Here is a 15,753-nt window from a genome sequence, read left to right on the forward strand (position 1 = left end):
ACCGACATGAGCACCCTCACCGAACGCCCCGCCGCAGCCCCCTCGAAGCGCCCCGCCCGCCCCGCCGACCGGACGGGCGCCCGCCGCCGCGGCGAGCGCAGCCGCGGCGCCTCGATCGCCATCCACGCCACGCTGATCGTCGCGAGCTTCATCGCCTTCTTCCCGGTCGGATGGATCGCCTGGATCTCGCTCGGCCCGGACAAGACCGACTTCCTCCACCCCGACAAGATCGCCGGGAAGATCAGCTTCGAGAACTACTCGGCCGTGCTCGCCGACACCCAGTTCCTCACCTGGTTCGGCAACTCGATGATCGTGGCCCTCGGGACCTGCGTGCTGGGCGTGTTCATCGCCGCCAGCTCCGGATATGCCGTGTCCCGCATGCGCTTCCCCGGCTACCGCCAGCTGATGTGGACCTTCCTGGTCACCCAGATGTTCCCCGTCGCCATCCTGATGGTGCCGCTCTACAAGATCGTCGCCGACCTCGGCCTGCTGGACACCTACGGGGCGCTCATCCTCGTCTACTGCACCACGGCCGTCCCGTACTGCGCCTGGCTGCTCAAGGGATACTTCGACACCATCCCGCACGAGATCGACGAGGCGGGCCGCGTCGACGGACTCACCCCGTTCGGCACCTTCTACCGGCTGATCCTGCCGCTCGCCCGGCCGGGCCTGGCGGTGGCCGCCTTCTACACCTTCCTCACCGCGTGGGGCGAGGTCGCGTACGCCTCCGTCTTCATGCTCAGCGAGGGCAAGTACACGCTGTCGATCGGTCTGACCACCTTCGTCAGCCAGTACGACACCCAGTGGGACCTGATGGCCGCCACCGCGGTCCTCATCGCCCTGCCCGCGTCGCTCGTCTTCTACCTCGTCCAGCGCCATCTGGTCACCGGCCTCACCGCCGGCGCGGCGAAGTCCTGACGCGCCGCCGACCTTTCCCGTCCGCCATCTCTTACTCAGGGAAGACATGACCCAGCACCTCACTGCCCCCGCGCACACCCTCGACAGCACCCGGCCGGGCTGGTGGCGCGACGCGGTGATCTACCAGGTCTATCCGCGCAGCTTCGCCGACGGGAACGGCGACGGCATGGGCGACCTCGAAGGCGTGCGCAGCCGGCTGCCGTACCTGAAGGACCTCGGCGTCGACGCCGTCTGGCTCAGCCCCTTCTACGCCTCCCCGCAGGCCGACGCCGGGTACGACGTCGCCGACTACCGTGCCATCGACCCCATGTTCGGCTCGCTCCTCGACGCCGACGGGCTCATCCGCGACGCCCACGCCCTGGGCCTGCGCATCATCGTGGACCTCGTCCCCAACCACTCCTCCGACCAGCACGAGTGGTTCAAGCGCGCGCTGCGCGAGGGGCCCGGGTCGCCGCTGCGGGCCCGCTACCACTTCCGCCCCGGCAAGGGGAAGAACGGCGAACTCCCGCCCAACGACTGGGAGTCCATCTTCGGCGGACCGGCCTGGACGCGCACCGAGGACGGCGAGTGGTACCTCCACCTGTTCGCGCCCGAGCAGCCCGACTTCAACTGGGAACACCCCGCCGTCGCCGACGAGTTCCGCTCCATCCTGCGCTTCTGGCTCGACATGGGCGTCGACGGCTTCCGCGTCGACGTCGCCCACGGCCTGGTCAAGGCCGACGGCCTGCCCGACCTCGGCAGCCACGACCAGCTCAAGCTGCTCGGCAACGACGTCATGCCCTTCTTCGACCAGGACGGCGTGCACGCGATCTACCGCAGCTGGCGCAAGATCCTCGACGAGTACCCCGGCGAGCGGATCGCCGTCGCCGAGGCGTGGACGCCGACCGTGGAGCGCACCGCGAACTACGTGCGCCCCGACGAGCTGCACCAGGCGTTCAACTTCCAGTACCTCGGCACCCCGTGGGACGCCGACGAACTGCGTGCCGTGATCGACCTCTCGCTGGCGGCCATGCGGCCCGTCGGCGCCCCCGCCACCTGGGTGCTGTCCAACCACGACGTCACCCGGCACACCACCCGCTTCGCCAACCCGGCGGGCCTCGGCACCCAGATCCGCACGGCCGGCGACCGTGAGCTGGGCCTGCGCCGGGCCCGCGCGGCGACGCTGCTGATGCTCGCACTGCCCGGCTCCGCGTACATCTACCAGGGCGAGGAACTGGGTCTGCCCGACGTCACCGACCTGCCCGACGAGGTGCGCCAGGACCCGTCGTTCTTCCGCGCGGCCGGCCAGGACGGTTTCCGCGACGGCTGCCGCGTGCCGATCCCGTGGACGGTCGAGGGCTCCTCGTACGGCTTCGGCAGCGGCGGAAGCTGGCTGCCGCAGCCCGACAGCTGGGCCGCGCTCAGCGTCGAGGCGCAGACCGGCGACCCCGACTCCACGCTGGAGCTGTACCGCAGTGCCCTCGCGGTGCGCCGCGCACGGCCGGAACTCGGCGCGGGCGACGCGGTGGAGTGGCTGGACGCCCCCGACGGCGTGCTCGTCCTGCGCCGCGGCGGCTTCGTCTGCGTCGCCAACACCACGTCCGAGCCCGTCACCCTGCCGGCCTACGGGCAGCTGCTGCTGGCCAGTTCGGCGGTGAAGGCCACCGGCGAGGCGGCCGAGGTGCCCGCCGACACCACCGCCTGGTGGGCGGTGTGACGGTCCCTCCGCCTCGGGGCGACGCCGCGCACGCCGTCCCGAGGCTCGCCGACCTCGCCCTCCAGGCAGGGGTCAGCGAAGCCACCGTCAGCCGGGTGCTCAACGGCAAGGCGGGTGTCGCCGCCACGACCAGGCACCGGGTGCTGGCCGCGCTCGACGTGCTCGGCTACGAGCGGCCCGTGCGGCTCAAGCGGCGCAGCGCCGGTCTGGTCGGGCTCGTCATCCCCGAGCTGACCAATCCGATCTTCCCGGCGTTCGCGCAGGTCATCGAGCAGGTACTGGCCGGGCACGGGTACACGCCCGTGCTGTGCACGCAGATGCCGGGCGGTGCCACCGAGGACGAGCTCGTGGAGCAGCTGGAGGAGCGCGGCGTCACGGGCATCGTGTTCCTGTCCGGGCTGCACGCCGACACCTCGGCCGACCCGTCGCGCTATGTGCAACTCGCTTCCCGGGGCGTGCCGTTCGTCCTCATCAACGGCTTCAACGAGCGGGTCGACGCGCACTTCGTCTCGCCCGACGACCGCTCGGCGGCCCGCATGGCGGTGCGCCATCTCGTGGAGCTGGGGCACGAACGCATCGGCCTCGCCGTCGGCCCCACCCGGTATGTGCCCTCCCGGCGCAAGACCGAGGGATTCACGGCGGCCCTCCACGCGCTGCTGGGCATACCCCACGAGGAGGCCCAGCACCTCATCCGGCGCACGCTGTTCTCGGTCGAGGGCGGCCAAGTGGCCGCCGGCGCACTGCTCGACGCGGGCTGCACCGGCATCGTGTGCGGCAGCGACCTGATGGCGCTCGGCGCGATCCGCGCCGTGCGCGGGCGCGGCCTCGACGTGCCGCGCGACGTCTCGGTGGTCGGCTTCGACGACTCGCCGCTGATCGCGTTCACGGATCCGCCGCTCACGACGGTGCGTCAGCCCGTGCAGGCGATGGCGACGGCCGCGGTGGACGCGCTGATCGAGGAGATCGACGGAAACCCCGTACAGCGCACGGAGTTCGTCTTCCAGCCGGAGCTCGTGGTGCGGGGCTCCACGGGCGCTCCCTCCGGCCACGGCGCCTGACGGGGGGGATCGGTCCGGCCGGCCGGGCGCGTAGGGCCCCGGCACGGACCGGGACCCCCGGCCGGCGCGAACCCCGTGGAAGCCACCCACTCGGGATGACCGCCAGCGGCCCTGCCCGGATCCACGGCCCGCGTAAGGAGCCGGTCCGGAGACGTGGTTGAACGTAACACCGCTGCAATGACTTGCGAAAGAGTTTGCGGACACGGAACGGCCACGTTTCCCGGTTGTCACCCCGCCCGTCATGAACCCCGGTCCGGAGGGTTGACCGGGTCGCGCGGGGGGTCGTACGGTCTCGACCGCAACGAGTTTCAGACTTCTTGCACAAGAATTCTCAAAAGGCCTTGCGGGCACGGCGCGTTGACCGTACGAGGCTGCCCCCTCGCATCCGCACCTCCCTGAAGAGCAGGAGGAATCATGGCCCGCAGAACCGTGGCCGCTGCACTCGCCGTCCTGGCGGGAGCCGCTGCGGCCGTCACGGCCCCCGCACCGGCCCAGGCCGCGCCGCCCGGCGACAAGGACGTCACCGCCGTGATGTTCGAGTGGAAGTTCGCCTCCGTCGCCAAAGCCTGTACGGACCAGCTCGGTCCGGCAGGCTACGGGTACGTCCAGGTCTCGCCGCCCCAGGAGCACATCCAGGGCCCGCAGTGGTGGACCTCGTACCAGCCCGTCAGCTACAAGATCGCCGGCCGCCTCGGCGACCGGACCGCCTTCAAGAACATGATCGACACCTGCCACGCGGCAGGCGTGAAGGTCGTCGCCGACACCGTCGTCAACCACATGGCCGCGGGCTCCGGGACGGGCACCGGCGGCTCCTCGTACGGGAAGTACGACTACCCGGGGCTGTACTCCTGGTACGACCTGAACAACTGCACCGCGCAGATCAGCAACTACCAGGACCGCTGGAACGTGCAGGAGTGCGAGCTCGTCGGGCTCGCCGACCTGGACACCGGCGAGGAGTACGTCCGCACGAAGATCGCCGGCTACATGAACGACCTGCTGTCGCTCGGTGTCGACGGCTTCCGTATCGACGCCGCCAAGCACATCGCCGCCGGCGACCTCGCGGCCGTCAAGGCCAAGCTGACGAACCCGTCCGTGTACTGGAAGCAGGAGGCCATCCACGGCGCAGGCGAGGCGGTCTCGCCCGCCGAGTACCTCGGCAACGGCGACGTGCAGGAGTTCCGCTACGCACGCGACCTCAAGCGCGTCTTCCAGAACGAGAACCTCGCCTACCTGAAGAACTACGGCGAGGGCTGGGGCTACATGGAGTCCGCCAAGTCCGCCGTCTTCGTCGACAACCACGACACCGAGCGCGGTGGCGACACGCTCAACTACAAGAACGGCGCCGACTACACCCTGGCCAACGTCTTCATGCTGGCCTGGCCCTACGGGTCGCCCGACGTGCACTCCGGCTACGAGTGGTCGGACAAGGACGCAGGTCCGCCGGGCGGCGGGCAGGTCAACGCCTGCTGGAGCGACGGCTGGAAGTGCCAGCACGCCTGGCGCGAGATCTCCTCCATGGTCGCCTTCCGCAACGTCTCCCGGGGCCAGTCCGTCACCAACTGGTGGGACAACGGAGGCGACCAGATCGCCTTCGGCCGCGGCTCCAAGGCGTACGTGGCCATCAACCACGAGACGTGGTCGCTCACCCGCACCTTCCAGACGTCCCTGCCGTCGGGCACCTACTGCGACGTCCAGAACAACAGGCCGGTCACGGTGAACGGCTCCGGCCAGTTCACCGCGACCCTCGGCCCCAACACCGCGGTCGCGCTGCACGCCGGCGCACGTTCCTGCGGCTGACGTCCACCGCACTCCCGCCGCCCCGCTCCTCCTCCCCGGAGCGGGGCGGCACTCCGCACCCGTTCACCATCCTCATCCAGGAGATCCGCTGTGATACGCCCCCGTATCCGCCTGCGCCCGGGCGCGGCCGCCGTCGCCGCCGCGGCGACGGTCGCGGCGCTCGTCCCCGCCCTGCCGGCGGTGGCCGCGCCCGAGCCGCCCCCGCCGCCCTCGGACAGAGCCCTGGCCGCACAGCCGGCCCGTCACGACCTGACCCGTGAGCAGTTCTACTTCGTCCTGCCGGACCGTTTCGCGAACGGCGACCCGAAGAACGACCGCGGTGGCCTCACCGGCACCCGGACCACCACCGGCTACGACCCCGCCGACAAGGGCTTCTACCAGGGCGGCGACCTCAAGGGGCTGACCGAGAGGCTCGACTACATCAAGGGGCTCGGCACCACCGCCATCTGGATGGCGCCGATCTTCAAGAACCAGCCGGTACAGGGCGAGGGCAAGGACGCGAGCGCGGCCTACCACGGCTACTGGATCACCGACTTCACCCAGGTCGACCCCCACTTCGGCACCAACGCCGACCTGGAGAGGCTGATCGACAAGGCCCACGACAAGGGCATGAAGGTCTTCTTCGACGTCATCACCAACCACACAGCCGACGTCGTCGACTACCAGGAGAAGTCGTACGGCTACCTCTCCAAGGGCGCCTTCCCCTACCTGACGAAGGACGGCGAGCCCTTCGACGACAGCGACTACGCCGACGGGACACGCCGTTTCCCGGCGACCGACCGGGACTCCTTCCCACGCACCCCGGTCGTGCCCGCCGCGAAGAAGGACATCAAGGTCCCCGCCTGGCTCAACGACCCGGAGATGTACCACAACAGGGGCGACTCGACCTTCGCGGGCGAGTCCGCCGAGCACGGCGACTTCTCCGGTCTCGACGACCTGTGGACCGAACGGCCCGAGGTCGTCGAGGGCATGGCGAAGATCTACCAGCGCTGGGTGCGCGACTTCGACATCGACGGCTTCCGCATCGACACGGTCAAGCACGTCAACATGGAGTTCTGGACGCAGTGGGCGACCGCGCTCGACGCGTACGCCGCCCAGCAGGGCCGGGACGACTTCTTCATGTTCGGCGAGGTCTACTCGGGCGACCCGGCGATCACCTCGCCGTACGTCACCCGGGGCCGCCTCGACGCGACCCTCGACTTCCCGTTCCAGGACGCCGCCCGCGCCTACGCCTCGCAGGGCGCCTCCGCGGACAAGCTCGCGCACCTCTTCGCCCAGGACTACCGCTACACCACGGACAAGGCCAACGCCTACGAGTCCGTACCCTTCCTCGGCAACCACGACATGGGCCGCTTCGGCACCTTCCTGCGGCAGGACAACCCGCAGGCCGGCGACGCCGAGCTGCTGCGGCGCCACCGGCTCGCCAACGAGCTCATGTTCCTCAGCCGCGGCAACCCGGTGATCTACTACGGCGACGAGCAGGGCTTCACCGGCGCGGGCGGCGACAAGGACGCGCGCCAGAGCCTGTTCGCCTCGCGGACCGCCGACTACCTCGACGACGACCAGCTCGGCACCGACCGCACGCACGCCGAGGACGCGTACGACACCTCCCACCCGCTGTACCGGTCCGTCGCCGCGCTGTCGAAGCTCACCAAGGCGCACCCGGCGCTGCGGGACGGCGTGCAGCAGCAGCGCTACGCGGAGGGCTCCGTGTACGCCTTCTCCCGCACGCACGCCGCGGCGAAGACCGAGTACGTCGTGGCCCTGAACAACGCGAGCGCCGCCAAGACGGTCCGCATCCCGACCGGTTCGGCCGGCACGGACTTCACCGCGATCCACGGCGGCGACGCCACCGTCCGCAGCGGAAGCGACCGGACCGTCGAGGTCACCGTCCCGGCGCTCTCGTCGCTCGTGCTCAAGGCCGCGAAGCCGCTCGCCGCGCCCGCCACGAAGCCGTCCGTCGTTCTGAAGGCACCGGAAGCCGGCGCCACCGGCACCGTCGAGATCTCGGCCGACGCCGACGGCGGGCCGCTCGGCCGGGTCGTGTTCGCCGCGCAGGTGGGCAACGGCCCCTGGCAGGTCCTCGGCTCAGCCGACCACGCCCCGTACAAGGTCACCCAGCACATCACCGCCCCCGCGGGAACCGCCCTGCGCTACAAGGCCGTCGTCGTCGACTCCGAGGGCCGCACCGCGAGCGCCACGGCCGCCACGACCAGCGGCGCACCCGCCGTAGAACAGCCCCCGACCGCGACCCAGCGGGACTACGCGATCGTCCACTACAAGCGCGCCGACGGCGACTACGCCGACTGGGGCCTGTACACCTGGGGCGACATCGCCGAAGGCGAGGGCACGACCTGGCCCGCGGGCAAGCCCTTCACCGGCCGCGACGCGTACGGCGCCTTCGCCTACGTGAAGCTGAAGCCCGGCGCCTCCTCCGTCGGCTTCATCGCCGTGAACAAGGACGGCGTGAAGGACACCGACGCCGACCGCACCATCGACCTGTCGAAGACCGGTGAGGTGTGGATCGAGCAGGGCAGGCCCGGCCTGTCGAACACCGCGCCCGAGGGGGCCTACCCGCCCCAGGACACGTCCAAGGCCGTCCTGCGCTACAAGCGCGCCGACGGCGACTACACGGGCTGGGGCCTGCACACCTGGACCGGGGCAGCGAACCCGACCGACTGGTCCAAGCCCCTGGAGCCGGTACGGACGGACGCGTACGGCGCCGTCTTCGAGGTGCCGCTCGCACCGGGAGCCACCTCCCTCAGTTACATCCTGCACAAGGGCGACCAGAAGGACCTGCCCTCCGACCAGTCCCTCGATCTCAAGGCGAACGGCCACGAGGTGTGGCTCCTGGCCGGCCAGGAGAAGTACCTGCTGCCGCAGCCCAAGGGCGGTGGCGCGGCGCTGGACCTCACCCAGGCGCACGCCGTCTGGATCGACGAGGAGACCGTCGCCTGGAACGGCAGCGACGCTGCCGCGTCCAGCGCCCTGCTCTACTCCCACGAGGGCTCCATCGCCGTGGAGAACGGCGCGCTGACCGGTGACGCGCGAGTGCTGCGGCTGACCAAGGCGTCGCTGACCGACGCGCAGAAGGCCAAGTACCCGCACCTGAAGAACTACACGGCCCACCGCGTCGACGAACGCGACCGCGACCGGGTGCGCGAAGCGCTGCGCGGCCAGGTCGTGGCCGCCCAGTACGCGGCCAACGGCGCCGTCGTCACGGCGACCGGCGTCCAGATCGCCGGCGTCCTCGACGACCTGTACGCGCCGGAGGCCACCAAGGCGCAGCTCGGTGCGACGTTCGACCGCAAGGGCGTGCCCACGCTGCGGCTGTGGGCGCCGACCGCGCAGCACGTCGCGCTGGAGCTCGACGGCGAGAGGGTCGCCATGCGCCGCGACGACGCGAGCGGCGTCTGGTCGGTGCGCGGAAGGAAGGGCTGGAAGGGGGACGAGTACCGCTACGCCGTGCGCGTGTGGGCCCCGAGCGTGCGGAAGGTCGTCACCAACAAGGTCACCGACCCCTACTCCGTCGCCCTGACGGCGAACTCCGAACGGAGCATCGTCACCGACCTCTCCGACCCGTCCCTGGCCCCCGCCGGCTGGTCCGCGCTGAAGAAGCCCGCCGCCGTGCCGCTGAAGGACGCCCAGATCCAGGAGCTGCACATCCGGGACTTCTCCGTCGCGGACCCGACGGCCGACCACCGGGGCACGTACCTCGCCTTCGCCGACAAGGACAGCAAGGGCTCGAAGCACCTGCGCGCCCTCGCCGGTGCCGGCACCTCCTACGTCCACCTGCTGCCCGCCTTCGACATCGGCACCATCCCCGAGAGGAAGGCCGACCAGCAGCAGCCCGAGTGCGACCTGAAGATCTACGCGCCCGACTCCGAGGAGCAGCAGGCCTGCGTCGCGAAGGCGGCCGCGAAGGACGCCTACAACTGGGGTTACGACCCCCTGCACTACACGGTCCCCGAGGGCTCGTACGCCACCGACCCGGACGGCACGCGGCGCACGGTCGAGTTCCGGCAGATGGTGAAGTCCCTCAACGACGACGGACTGCGCACCGTCATGGACGTCGTCTACAACCACACCGTCGCGAGCGGCCAGGCTGACAAGTCCGTCCTCGACAGGATCGTGCCCGGCTACTACCAGCGGCTGCTCGCCGACGGCTCGGTGGCGACCTCCACCTGCTGCGCCAACACCGCCCCCGAGAACGCCATGATGGGCAAGCTCGTCGTGGACTCGATCGTGACCTGGGCGCGCGACTACAAGGTGGACGGCTTCCGCTTCGACCTGATGGGCCACCACCCGAAGGCCAACATCCTCGCGGTGCGCGAGGCGCTCGACGAGCTCACCGTGGAGCGCGACGGCGTCGACGGGAAGAAGATCGTGCTGTACGGGGAGGGCTGGAACTTCGGTGAGATCGCCGACGACGCCCGCTTCGTCCAGGCCACCCAGAAGAACATGGCCGGCACCGGCATCGCGACCTTCTCCGACCGTGCGCGCGACGCCGTGCGCGGTGGCGGTCCGTTCGACGACGACCCGGGTGTGCAGGGCTTCGCCTCGGGCCTGTACACCGAGCCGAACTCCTCGAAGGCCAACGGCACCGAGGCGGAGCAGAGGGCGCGGCTGCTGCACTACCAGGACCTGATCAAGGTCGGTCTTTCGGGCAACCTCGCCTCGTACTCCTTCACGGACACCCGCGGCCGCGCCGTCAAGGGCTCCGAGGTCGACTACAACGGCGCCCCGGCCGGCTACGCCGCGGCACCCGGTGACGCGCTCGCCTACGCGGACGCCCACGACAACGAGACGCTGTACGACGCACTCGCCTTCAAGCTCCCGGCCGGTACGTCCGCCGCGGACCGGGCGCGCATGCAGGTGCTCGCGATGGCGACCTCGGTCCTGTCGCAGGGGCCGGCCCTCTCCCAGGCGGGCACCGACCTGCTGCGCTCCAAGTCGCTGGACCGCAACTCGTACGACAGCGGCGACTGGTTCAACGCCATCCACTGGGACTGCCGCGACGGCAACGGCTTCGGCCGCGGCCTGCCGCCCGCCGCGGACAACAAGTCCAAGTGGGGGTACGCGAAGCCGCTGCTGACAAGCGCGTCGCTCACCGTCGGCTGCGCGCAGATCGACGGCGCCTCGGCCGCCTACCGCGACCTGCTGCGGATCCGGACCACCGAGCCCGTGTTCGGCCTCGCCACCGCCGAGGACGTCCAGTCGGCGCTGTCCTTCCCGCTGTCGGGCACGGACGAGACCCCGGGCGTGATCACCATGCGCCTCGGTGACCTCGTCGTCGTGTTCAACGCCACGCCCGAGCGGCAGACCCAGCGGGTCGCGGACCTCGCGGGCCGCGGCTACGCCCTGCACCCGGTACAGCGTTCGGGTGCGGACGAGGCCGTCAAGGCCTCGTCGTACGAGCGGAGTTCGGGAACCTTCACGGTCCCGGCCCGTACGGTCGCCGTCTTCGAGCGCGGCTGACCGATTCGTGATCCCCCGCTCCTCACCCGTGTCGCTGATGGGCCGAACGGGTGAGGGGCGGGAGGATGGTCCCATGAGTAGGTACGAGAGGTACGACGTCACCGACGAGCAGTGGGAGGGCCTGGCGCAGGTGGTGCCGCTGCGCAGTCGCGACGAGTGGCCGTCGCGGGTGGACCACCGGACGGTCCCGCGGGACTACGCGGCCGCCGAGCAGCGTCGTTTCGTCGTGCTGCGGGTGCAGGTCTTCGCCGACGCGCGCGAGGTCGCCGAGTACCTCGTCAACCGCACGCCCGTCCTGCTGGACCTGACCGCAGCCGACACCGAAGTGGCCAAGCGCATCCTGGACTTCAGCAGCGGTGTCGTCTTCGGACTCGGCAGCGCGATGCACCGGGTCGACCGCAACGTGTTCCTCCTCGCACCGGTGGGCACCGAGGTGGAAGGAGCCGAGCAGGCCGCTGTACCTCATTCGTAGGACGGCCGCCACGACGGAACGGTTCGGCGGTGAGCACGGTGCGTACCGTCCCGCCCATGGACGCGAACGCACTGGTCACCGGCCCGAGGACACTGCCCGCAGAGGCGGGCGCCGCCCGGCCCGCGGTCACCGAACTACGGCTCTCCGCCTACAGGAGGCACCGAGGGGCGGCGCTCCCCCTCGGCCCCATGACACTCTTCACCGGCGTCAGCGGCAGCGGCAAGTCCAGCGCCCTCGAGGCGTACGAGGCACTCGCCCTGCTCGGCGCCGGACACGATCTGGAGACCGCGTTCCCGCAGGCGGCCGAGTGCGTTCCGGAGGGGGCCCGGCCCGACCGCCAGGGACGCCGCGGCTTCCGGATCGGGTGCACGGTGGACGGCCCCGCGGGCCCGGTGTGCCTCGACCTCGCGGTGGAGGCCGTGCCGCGCCTGCGCGTCGTCGGGGAACGGCTGACGAGCGGCGGACGGACCTTGCTCGCCACGGCTCTGCGCGATCCCGGCCGCGCGGAGGTGGAGGCCGCCTGGCACACCTCCGGTGCGGACGGTGTCACCCGCGGCCGGCTGCCCGGCGACCGGCTCGGCACCGCCCTGCTGCCTCTGCACGTCGCCGGCAGGACGCAGGCGCAGCTGCGCGTGCTGGCCGCGGCCGAGCAGGTGGTGCTCGCCCTGAGGTCCGTCTTCGCCTGCGACCCGCGGCCCCACCGGATGCGCGAGTCCGTCGCCGCGGGGCCCGGCAGACTGCGGCGCGGGTGCGACAACCTTGCCGAGGTCCTGCACCGCACGCGCAGTGAATGCGGAAAGCGGCACGCGCGGCTCGCGGCGGCGGCGCGTGCGGGGTGCGCGGGGCCGGTGACGGACCTGTGCGTGGAGGAGCTTCGGGACGGCACGGTCCGGGCACTGCTCGCCCGTGGCGGCGGCCGTCCCGGCACGCCCCTCGGACGGCTCGGGGAGGGCGAGTTGAGGTATCTGGCCCTGGCCCTGGTGCTGCTCACGGGGCCAGGTGTGCTGTCCGTGGACCAGGTGGCCGAGGTGCCGGCCGCGTACCAGTCGCTCACGGTGCTCGCGGACGGGTTCGACCGGTGCCTGGATCCGGCTCAGGCGCGCGAACTGGTGGGTCTCGCCGCCGAGATGTGCGCGCGGGGGCACATCCGGCTGGTGGGGGCCGTGTCCGACCCGTCGTGCGCGCGGGGGACCGAGGGCGTGTCGGTGGTAGACCTGATGCCGTGACGAGAGACGACGGGCTGGACGTGGCGGGACTGCAGCGCAGACTGGCGGAGTTCGCGGCGGCACGCGACTGGCAGCCCTACCACACCCCGAAGAACCTGGCGGTGGCGCTGAGCGTCGAGGCCGCCGAACTGGTGGAGATCTTCCAGTGGCTGACGCCCGAGCAGTCGGCCCGGGTGATGGAGGAGGAGGGCACGGCGCACCGCGTCCGCGACGAGGTCGCGGACGTGCTCGCCTACCTCCTCCAGTTCTGCGAGGTGCTCGGGATCGACGTGCTGCAGGCCCTGTCCGACAAGATCGACCGCAACGAGCGGCGTTTCCCGGCGCAGTAGAGCCGGGGCGCCGCGAACGGGCGCGCAGGGGTGGCCGAGGGCCGTTTCGACACCCATTCGTCACTCTTCGGAGTTGTCGAGTTATCCACAACAGCCTTGGTGTCCACAGATTTCCGAATTCCCCTGGCTTTTCTGGTCGAAGACCTTCACTCTGGGTAATGAACTGAGTGGGCAGATAGTCGTGCGAACGGGGGCGCGGTCATGGACGCGTTACGACTCATCGAGATCAGCCGCCACGGGCTGGCACAGAGCCGGTCCGTGCCGGAGACCGTGGCCGAGGCATGGCAGGTCCAGGCGCTGGCCCAGGCGATCGGCAGCCGGCTCGCGGCGAGCGGGCCCGCCGAGCTGAGAGGCGAGGCCCGGGGGCTCGGCGAGATCGGTGGACGGGGGTGCGGGGTGCTCGACCACCCGATGGTGCGCAGCGGCGGGGTCCGGGCCGCCCAGCTCACCGAAGTGGCCGACCCCGAAGCCGTGTTGACCGGGCTGAACGTCCTGCTCGGCGAGGTCGGCATCGCTCTCGTCGCGGTCGCCTGCGCGACGGACGACGAAGGGCTCTACTGGCAGTGCATCGAGACGATAGACGCCGCGGACGAGTCGAGCGACCGCGTGCGCGGCATGCTGCGCCGCCTGGCGGAGCACGAGCACGAGCGCCCGCCCGAAGCGGTCCGCGGCCGGGCGGGCCCGGAGCGGCCCGTCGCCGAGATGGACTCCGCGGCCGGCGCGCCGTGACGGGGCTCCACGGGTCGTCTCGTGCTCCGCGAAGGCGCGACTGTCCCGGTGCAACCGGCCCGGGGCACGGTCCCGCGTGAGAACCTCATCCGCCCCCGCGGGACCGGATTGCTCGGCGGCGAAAGGTGCAGGATGGATGCATGGATCTTCGAATCTTCACCGAGCCCCAGCAAGGGGCGAGCTACGAGACCCTCCTGAGCGTCGCCAAGGCCACCGAGGAGCTCGGCTTCGACGCCTTCTTCCGATCCGACCACTACCTGCACATGGGTTCCGCCGACGGACTGCCCGGCCCGACCGATGCCTGGATCACCCTGGCCGGTCTGGCCCGCGAGACCAAGCGGATCCGTCTGGGCACACTGATGACGGCCGGCACCTTCCGACTGCCCGGCGTGCTCGCCATCCAGGTCGCCCAGGTCGACCAGATGTCGGGCGGCCGCGTCGAACTGGGGCTGGGCGCGGGGTGGTTCGAGGAGGAGCACCGGGCGTACGGCATTCCCTTCCCCAAGGAGAAGTTCGCCCGCTTCGAGGAGCAGCTGGAGATCATCACCGGCCTGTGGGCCACCGAGGTCGGCGAGACCTACACCTTCGAGGGCCACCACTACCGGCTGACGGACTCCCCGGCCCTGCCCAAGCCCGCCCAGACCAAGGTCCCCGTGCTGATCGGCGGCCACGGATCCACCCGCACCCCCCGCCTCGCCGCGCAGTACGCGGACGAGTTCAACCTGCCGTTCGCCTCCCTCGAGGACACCGAGCGCCAGTTCGGCCGCGTCCGTGCCGCCGCCGAGAAGGCCGGCCGCTCCCCGGACGCCCTCGTCTACTCGAACGCGCTGGTCGTGTGCGTCGGCAAGGACGACGCCGAGGTGGCCCGCCGCGCGGCGGCGATCGGACGGGAGGTCGACGAGCTCAAGGCGAACGGCCTGGCCGGGTCCCCGGCGGAGGTCGTCGACAAGATCGGCCGCTACGCGGCGACCGGCTCGTCGAGGATCTACCTCCAGGTGCTCGACCTGGAGGACCTCGAACACCTGGAGCTCATCTCCTCCCAGGTCCAGTCCCAGCTGAGCTGATCCCCGGGAGCCGCTGTGAGACCCGCCCGCACACTCGCCGAAGCGCTCGCCCGGGACGTCCTCGTCCTCGACGGCGGCCTGTCCAACCAGCTGGAGGCGCAGGGCTGCGACCTGTCCGACGCCCTCTGGTCGGCGCGGCTGCTCGCCGACGCTCCGCGGCAGATCGAGGCGGCGCACGCGGCGTACGTGCGGGCGGGTGCGCAGGTGCTCATCACGTCGAGCTACCAGGCCACGTTCGAGGGATTCGCCCGCAGGGGCGTCCGGCCGGAGGCGGCCGCCCGCCTGCTCGGCCGCAGTGTCGCGCTGGCGCGCGCCGCCGCCGACGCGGCGCCCCACGAGGTGTGGGTCGCCGCATCGGTCGGCCCGTACGGGGCGATGCTCGCCGACGGCAGCGAGTACCGGGGGCGGTACGGGATCGGCACGGCGGAGCTCGAGCGCTTCCACCGGCCGCGTATCGAGGCCCTCGTCGCCGCGGGGCCCGACGTGCTCGCCCTGGAGACCGTGCCGGACGCCGACGAGGCGGAGGCGCTGCTGCGCGCCGCCGAGGGGTGCGGTGTGCCGGTGTGGCTCTCCTACACCGTCGCGGGCGGGCGGACCCGGGCCGGCCAGGACCTGGCGGAGGCGTTCGCCCTGGCCGCGGGCCGGGACGACGTGCTCGCGGTGGGCGTGAACTGCTGCGACCCGCGGGACGTGGCCGCGGCGGTCGAGACCGCCGCCGCGGTGACCGGCAAGCCTGTCGTCGCGTACCCCAACAGCGGGGAGGGCTGGGACGCCGCCGAGCGGCGCTGGCAGGGCGGGAGCGCGTACGACCCCGCCGCGGCACGCGCCTGGTGCGCCGGGGGAGCACGCCTCGTCGGCGGCTGCTGCCGCGTGGGGCCGCAGGAGATCGGCGCCCTCGCCCGGCTGCTGGACACGGACCGACCCCGCGGTGCGAGGAAGGTGTTCTGAGGCCCGGTTGTGACAAAAACCCCTGGTCGGGGCGGACG

General features: G+C 71.4%; 10 protein-coding genes and 1 pseudogene. All 11 read left to right on the forward strand.

Annotated features, from left to right (window positions below; genetic code table 11):
* Positions 1-6: 6 nt before the first annotated feature.
* Entirely contained in the window at positions 7-918 is a 912-nt protein-coding gene (locus ACWD0A_RS15135; protein WP_451298164.1) for a sugar ABC transporter permease, read from the forward strand.
* Positions 919-964: 46 nt separating this feature from the next.
* Complete coding sequence (locus ACWD0A_RS15140) at positions 965-2,614, forward strand: glycoside hydrolase family 13 protein (protein ID WP_451298166.1); 1,650 nt, start codon at positions 965-967, stop codon at positions 2,612-2,614.
* Positions 2,602-3,672 carry a LacI family DNA-binding transcriptional regulator gene (locus ACWD0A_RS15145; protein ID WP_451298168.1) on the forward strand — a complete coding sequence of 357 codons (1,071 nt, stop codon included), beginning with the start codon at positions 2,602-2,604 and terminating at the stop codon, positions 3,670-3,672. The genes ACWD0A_RS15140 and ACWD0A_RS15145 overlap by 13 nt, the downstream gene beginning before the upstream one ends.
* A gap of 414 nt (positions 3,673-4,086) precedes the next feature.
* Positions 4,087-5,463, forward strand: a pseudogene (locus tag ACWD0A_RS15150) (alpha-amylase); the annotation flags it as partial.
* Positions 5,464-5,559: 96 nt separating this feature from the next.
* Entirely contained in the window at positions 5,560-10,947 is a 5,388-nt protein-coding gene (pulA, locus tag ACWD0A_RS15155) for a pullulanase-type alpha-1,6-glucosidase (RefSeq protein WP_451298170.1), read from the forward strand.
* Positions 10,948-11,020: 73 nt separating this feature from the next.
* Positions 11,021-11,419, forward strand: coding sequence for a cell division protein SepF (locus ACWD0A_RS15160; RefSeq protein WP_451298172.1), 399 nt, complete (start codon positions 11,021-11,023; stop codon positions 11,417-11,419).
* Between the two features lie 56 nt (positions 11,420-11,475).
* Positions 11,476-12,645: an ATP-binding protein gene (locus tag ACWD0A_RS15165; protein WP_451298174.1), complete on the forward strand. Its 1,170-nt coding sequence runs from the start codon at positions 11,476-11,478 to the stop codon at positions 12,643-12,645.
* On the forward strand, positions 12,642-12,974 hold the full coding sequence (locus tag ACWD0A_RS15170; protein WP_451298176.1) for a nucleotide pyrophosphohydrolase: 333 nt from the start codon (positions 12,642-12,644) through the stop codon (positions 12,972-12,974). Before ACWD0A_RS15165 ends, ACWD0A_RS15170 begins: the two co-directional genes overlap by 4 nt.
* Positions 12,975-13,175: 201 nt before the next feature.
* Positions 13,176-13,703, forward strand: coding sequence for a DUF6099 family protein (locus ACWD0A_RS15175; protein ID WP_451298178.1), 528 nt, complete (start codon positions 13,176-13,178; stop codon positions 13,701-13,703).
* A gap of 140 nt (positions 13,704-13,843) precedes the next feature.
* On the forward strand, positions 13,844-14,767 hold the full coding sequence (locus ACWD0A_RS15180) for an LLM class F420-dependent oxidoreductase (RefSeq protein WP_451298180.1): 924 nt from the start codon (positions 13,844-13,846) through the stop codon (positions 14,765-14,767).
* Between the two features lie 15 nt (positions 14,768-14,782).
* Positions 14,783-15,715, forward strand: coding sequence for a homocysteine S-methyltransferase (gene mmuM, locus ACWD0A_RS15185; RefSeq protein WP_451298182.1), 933 nt, complete (start codon positions 14,783-14,785; stop codon positions 15,713-15,715).
* Positions 15,716-15,753 lie beyond the last annotated feature (38 nt).

The organism is Streptomyces sp. NPDC002867 (genome assembly GCF_053591895.1).

Bases quoted from the DNA above. Each gene is read 5' to 3' on its own strand.
- ACWD0A_RS15135 (WP_451298164.1), top strand. From the start codon at position 7: ATGAGCACCCTCACCGAACGCCCCGCCGCAGCCCCCTCGAAGCGCCCC.
- ACWD0A_RS15140 (WP_451298166.1), top strand. From the start codon at position 965: ATGACCCAGCACCTCACTGCCCCCGCGCACACCCTCGACAGCACCCGG.
- ACWD0A_RS15160 (WP_451298172.1), top strand. From the start codon at position 11,021: ATGAGTAGGTACGAGAGGTACGACGTCACCGACGAGCAGTGGGAGGGC.
- ACWD0A_RS15165 (WP_451298174.1), top strand. From the start codon at position 11,476: ATGGACGCGAACGCACTGGTCACCGGCCCGAGGACACTGCCCGCAGAG.
- ACWD0A_RS15175 (WP_451298178.1), top strand. From the start codon at position 13,176: ATGGACGCGTTACGACTCATCGAGATCAGCCGCCACGGGCTGGCACAG.
- ACWD0A_RS15180 (WP_451298180.1), top strand. From the start codon at position 13,844: ATGGATCTTCGAATCTTCACCGAGCCCCAGCAAGGGGCGAGCTACGAG.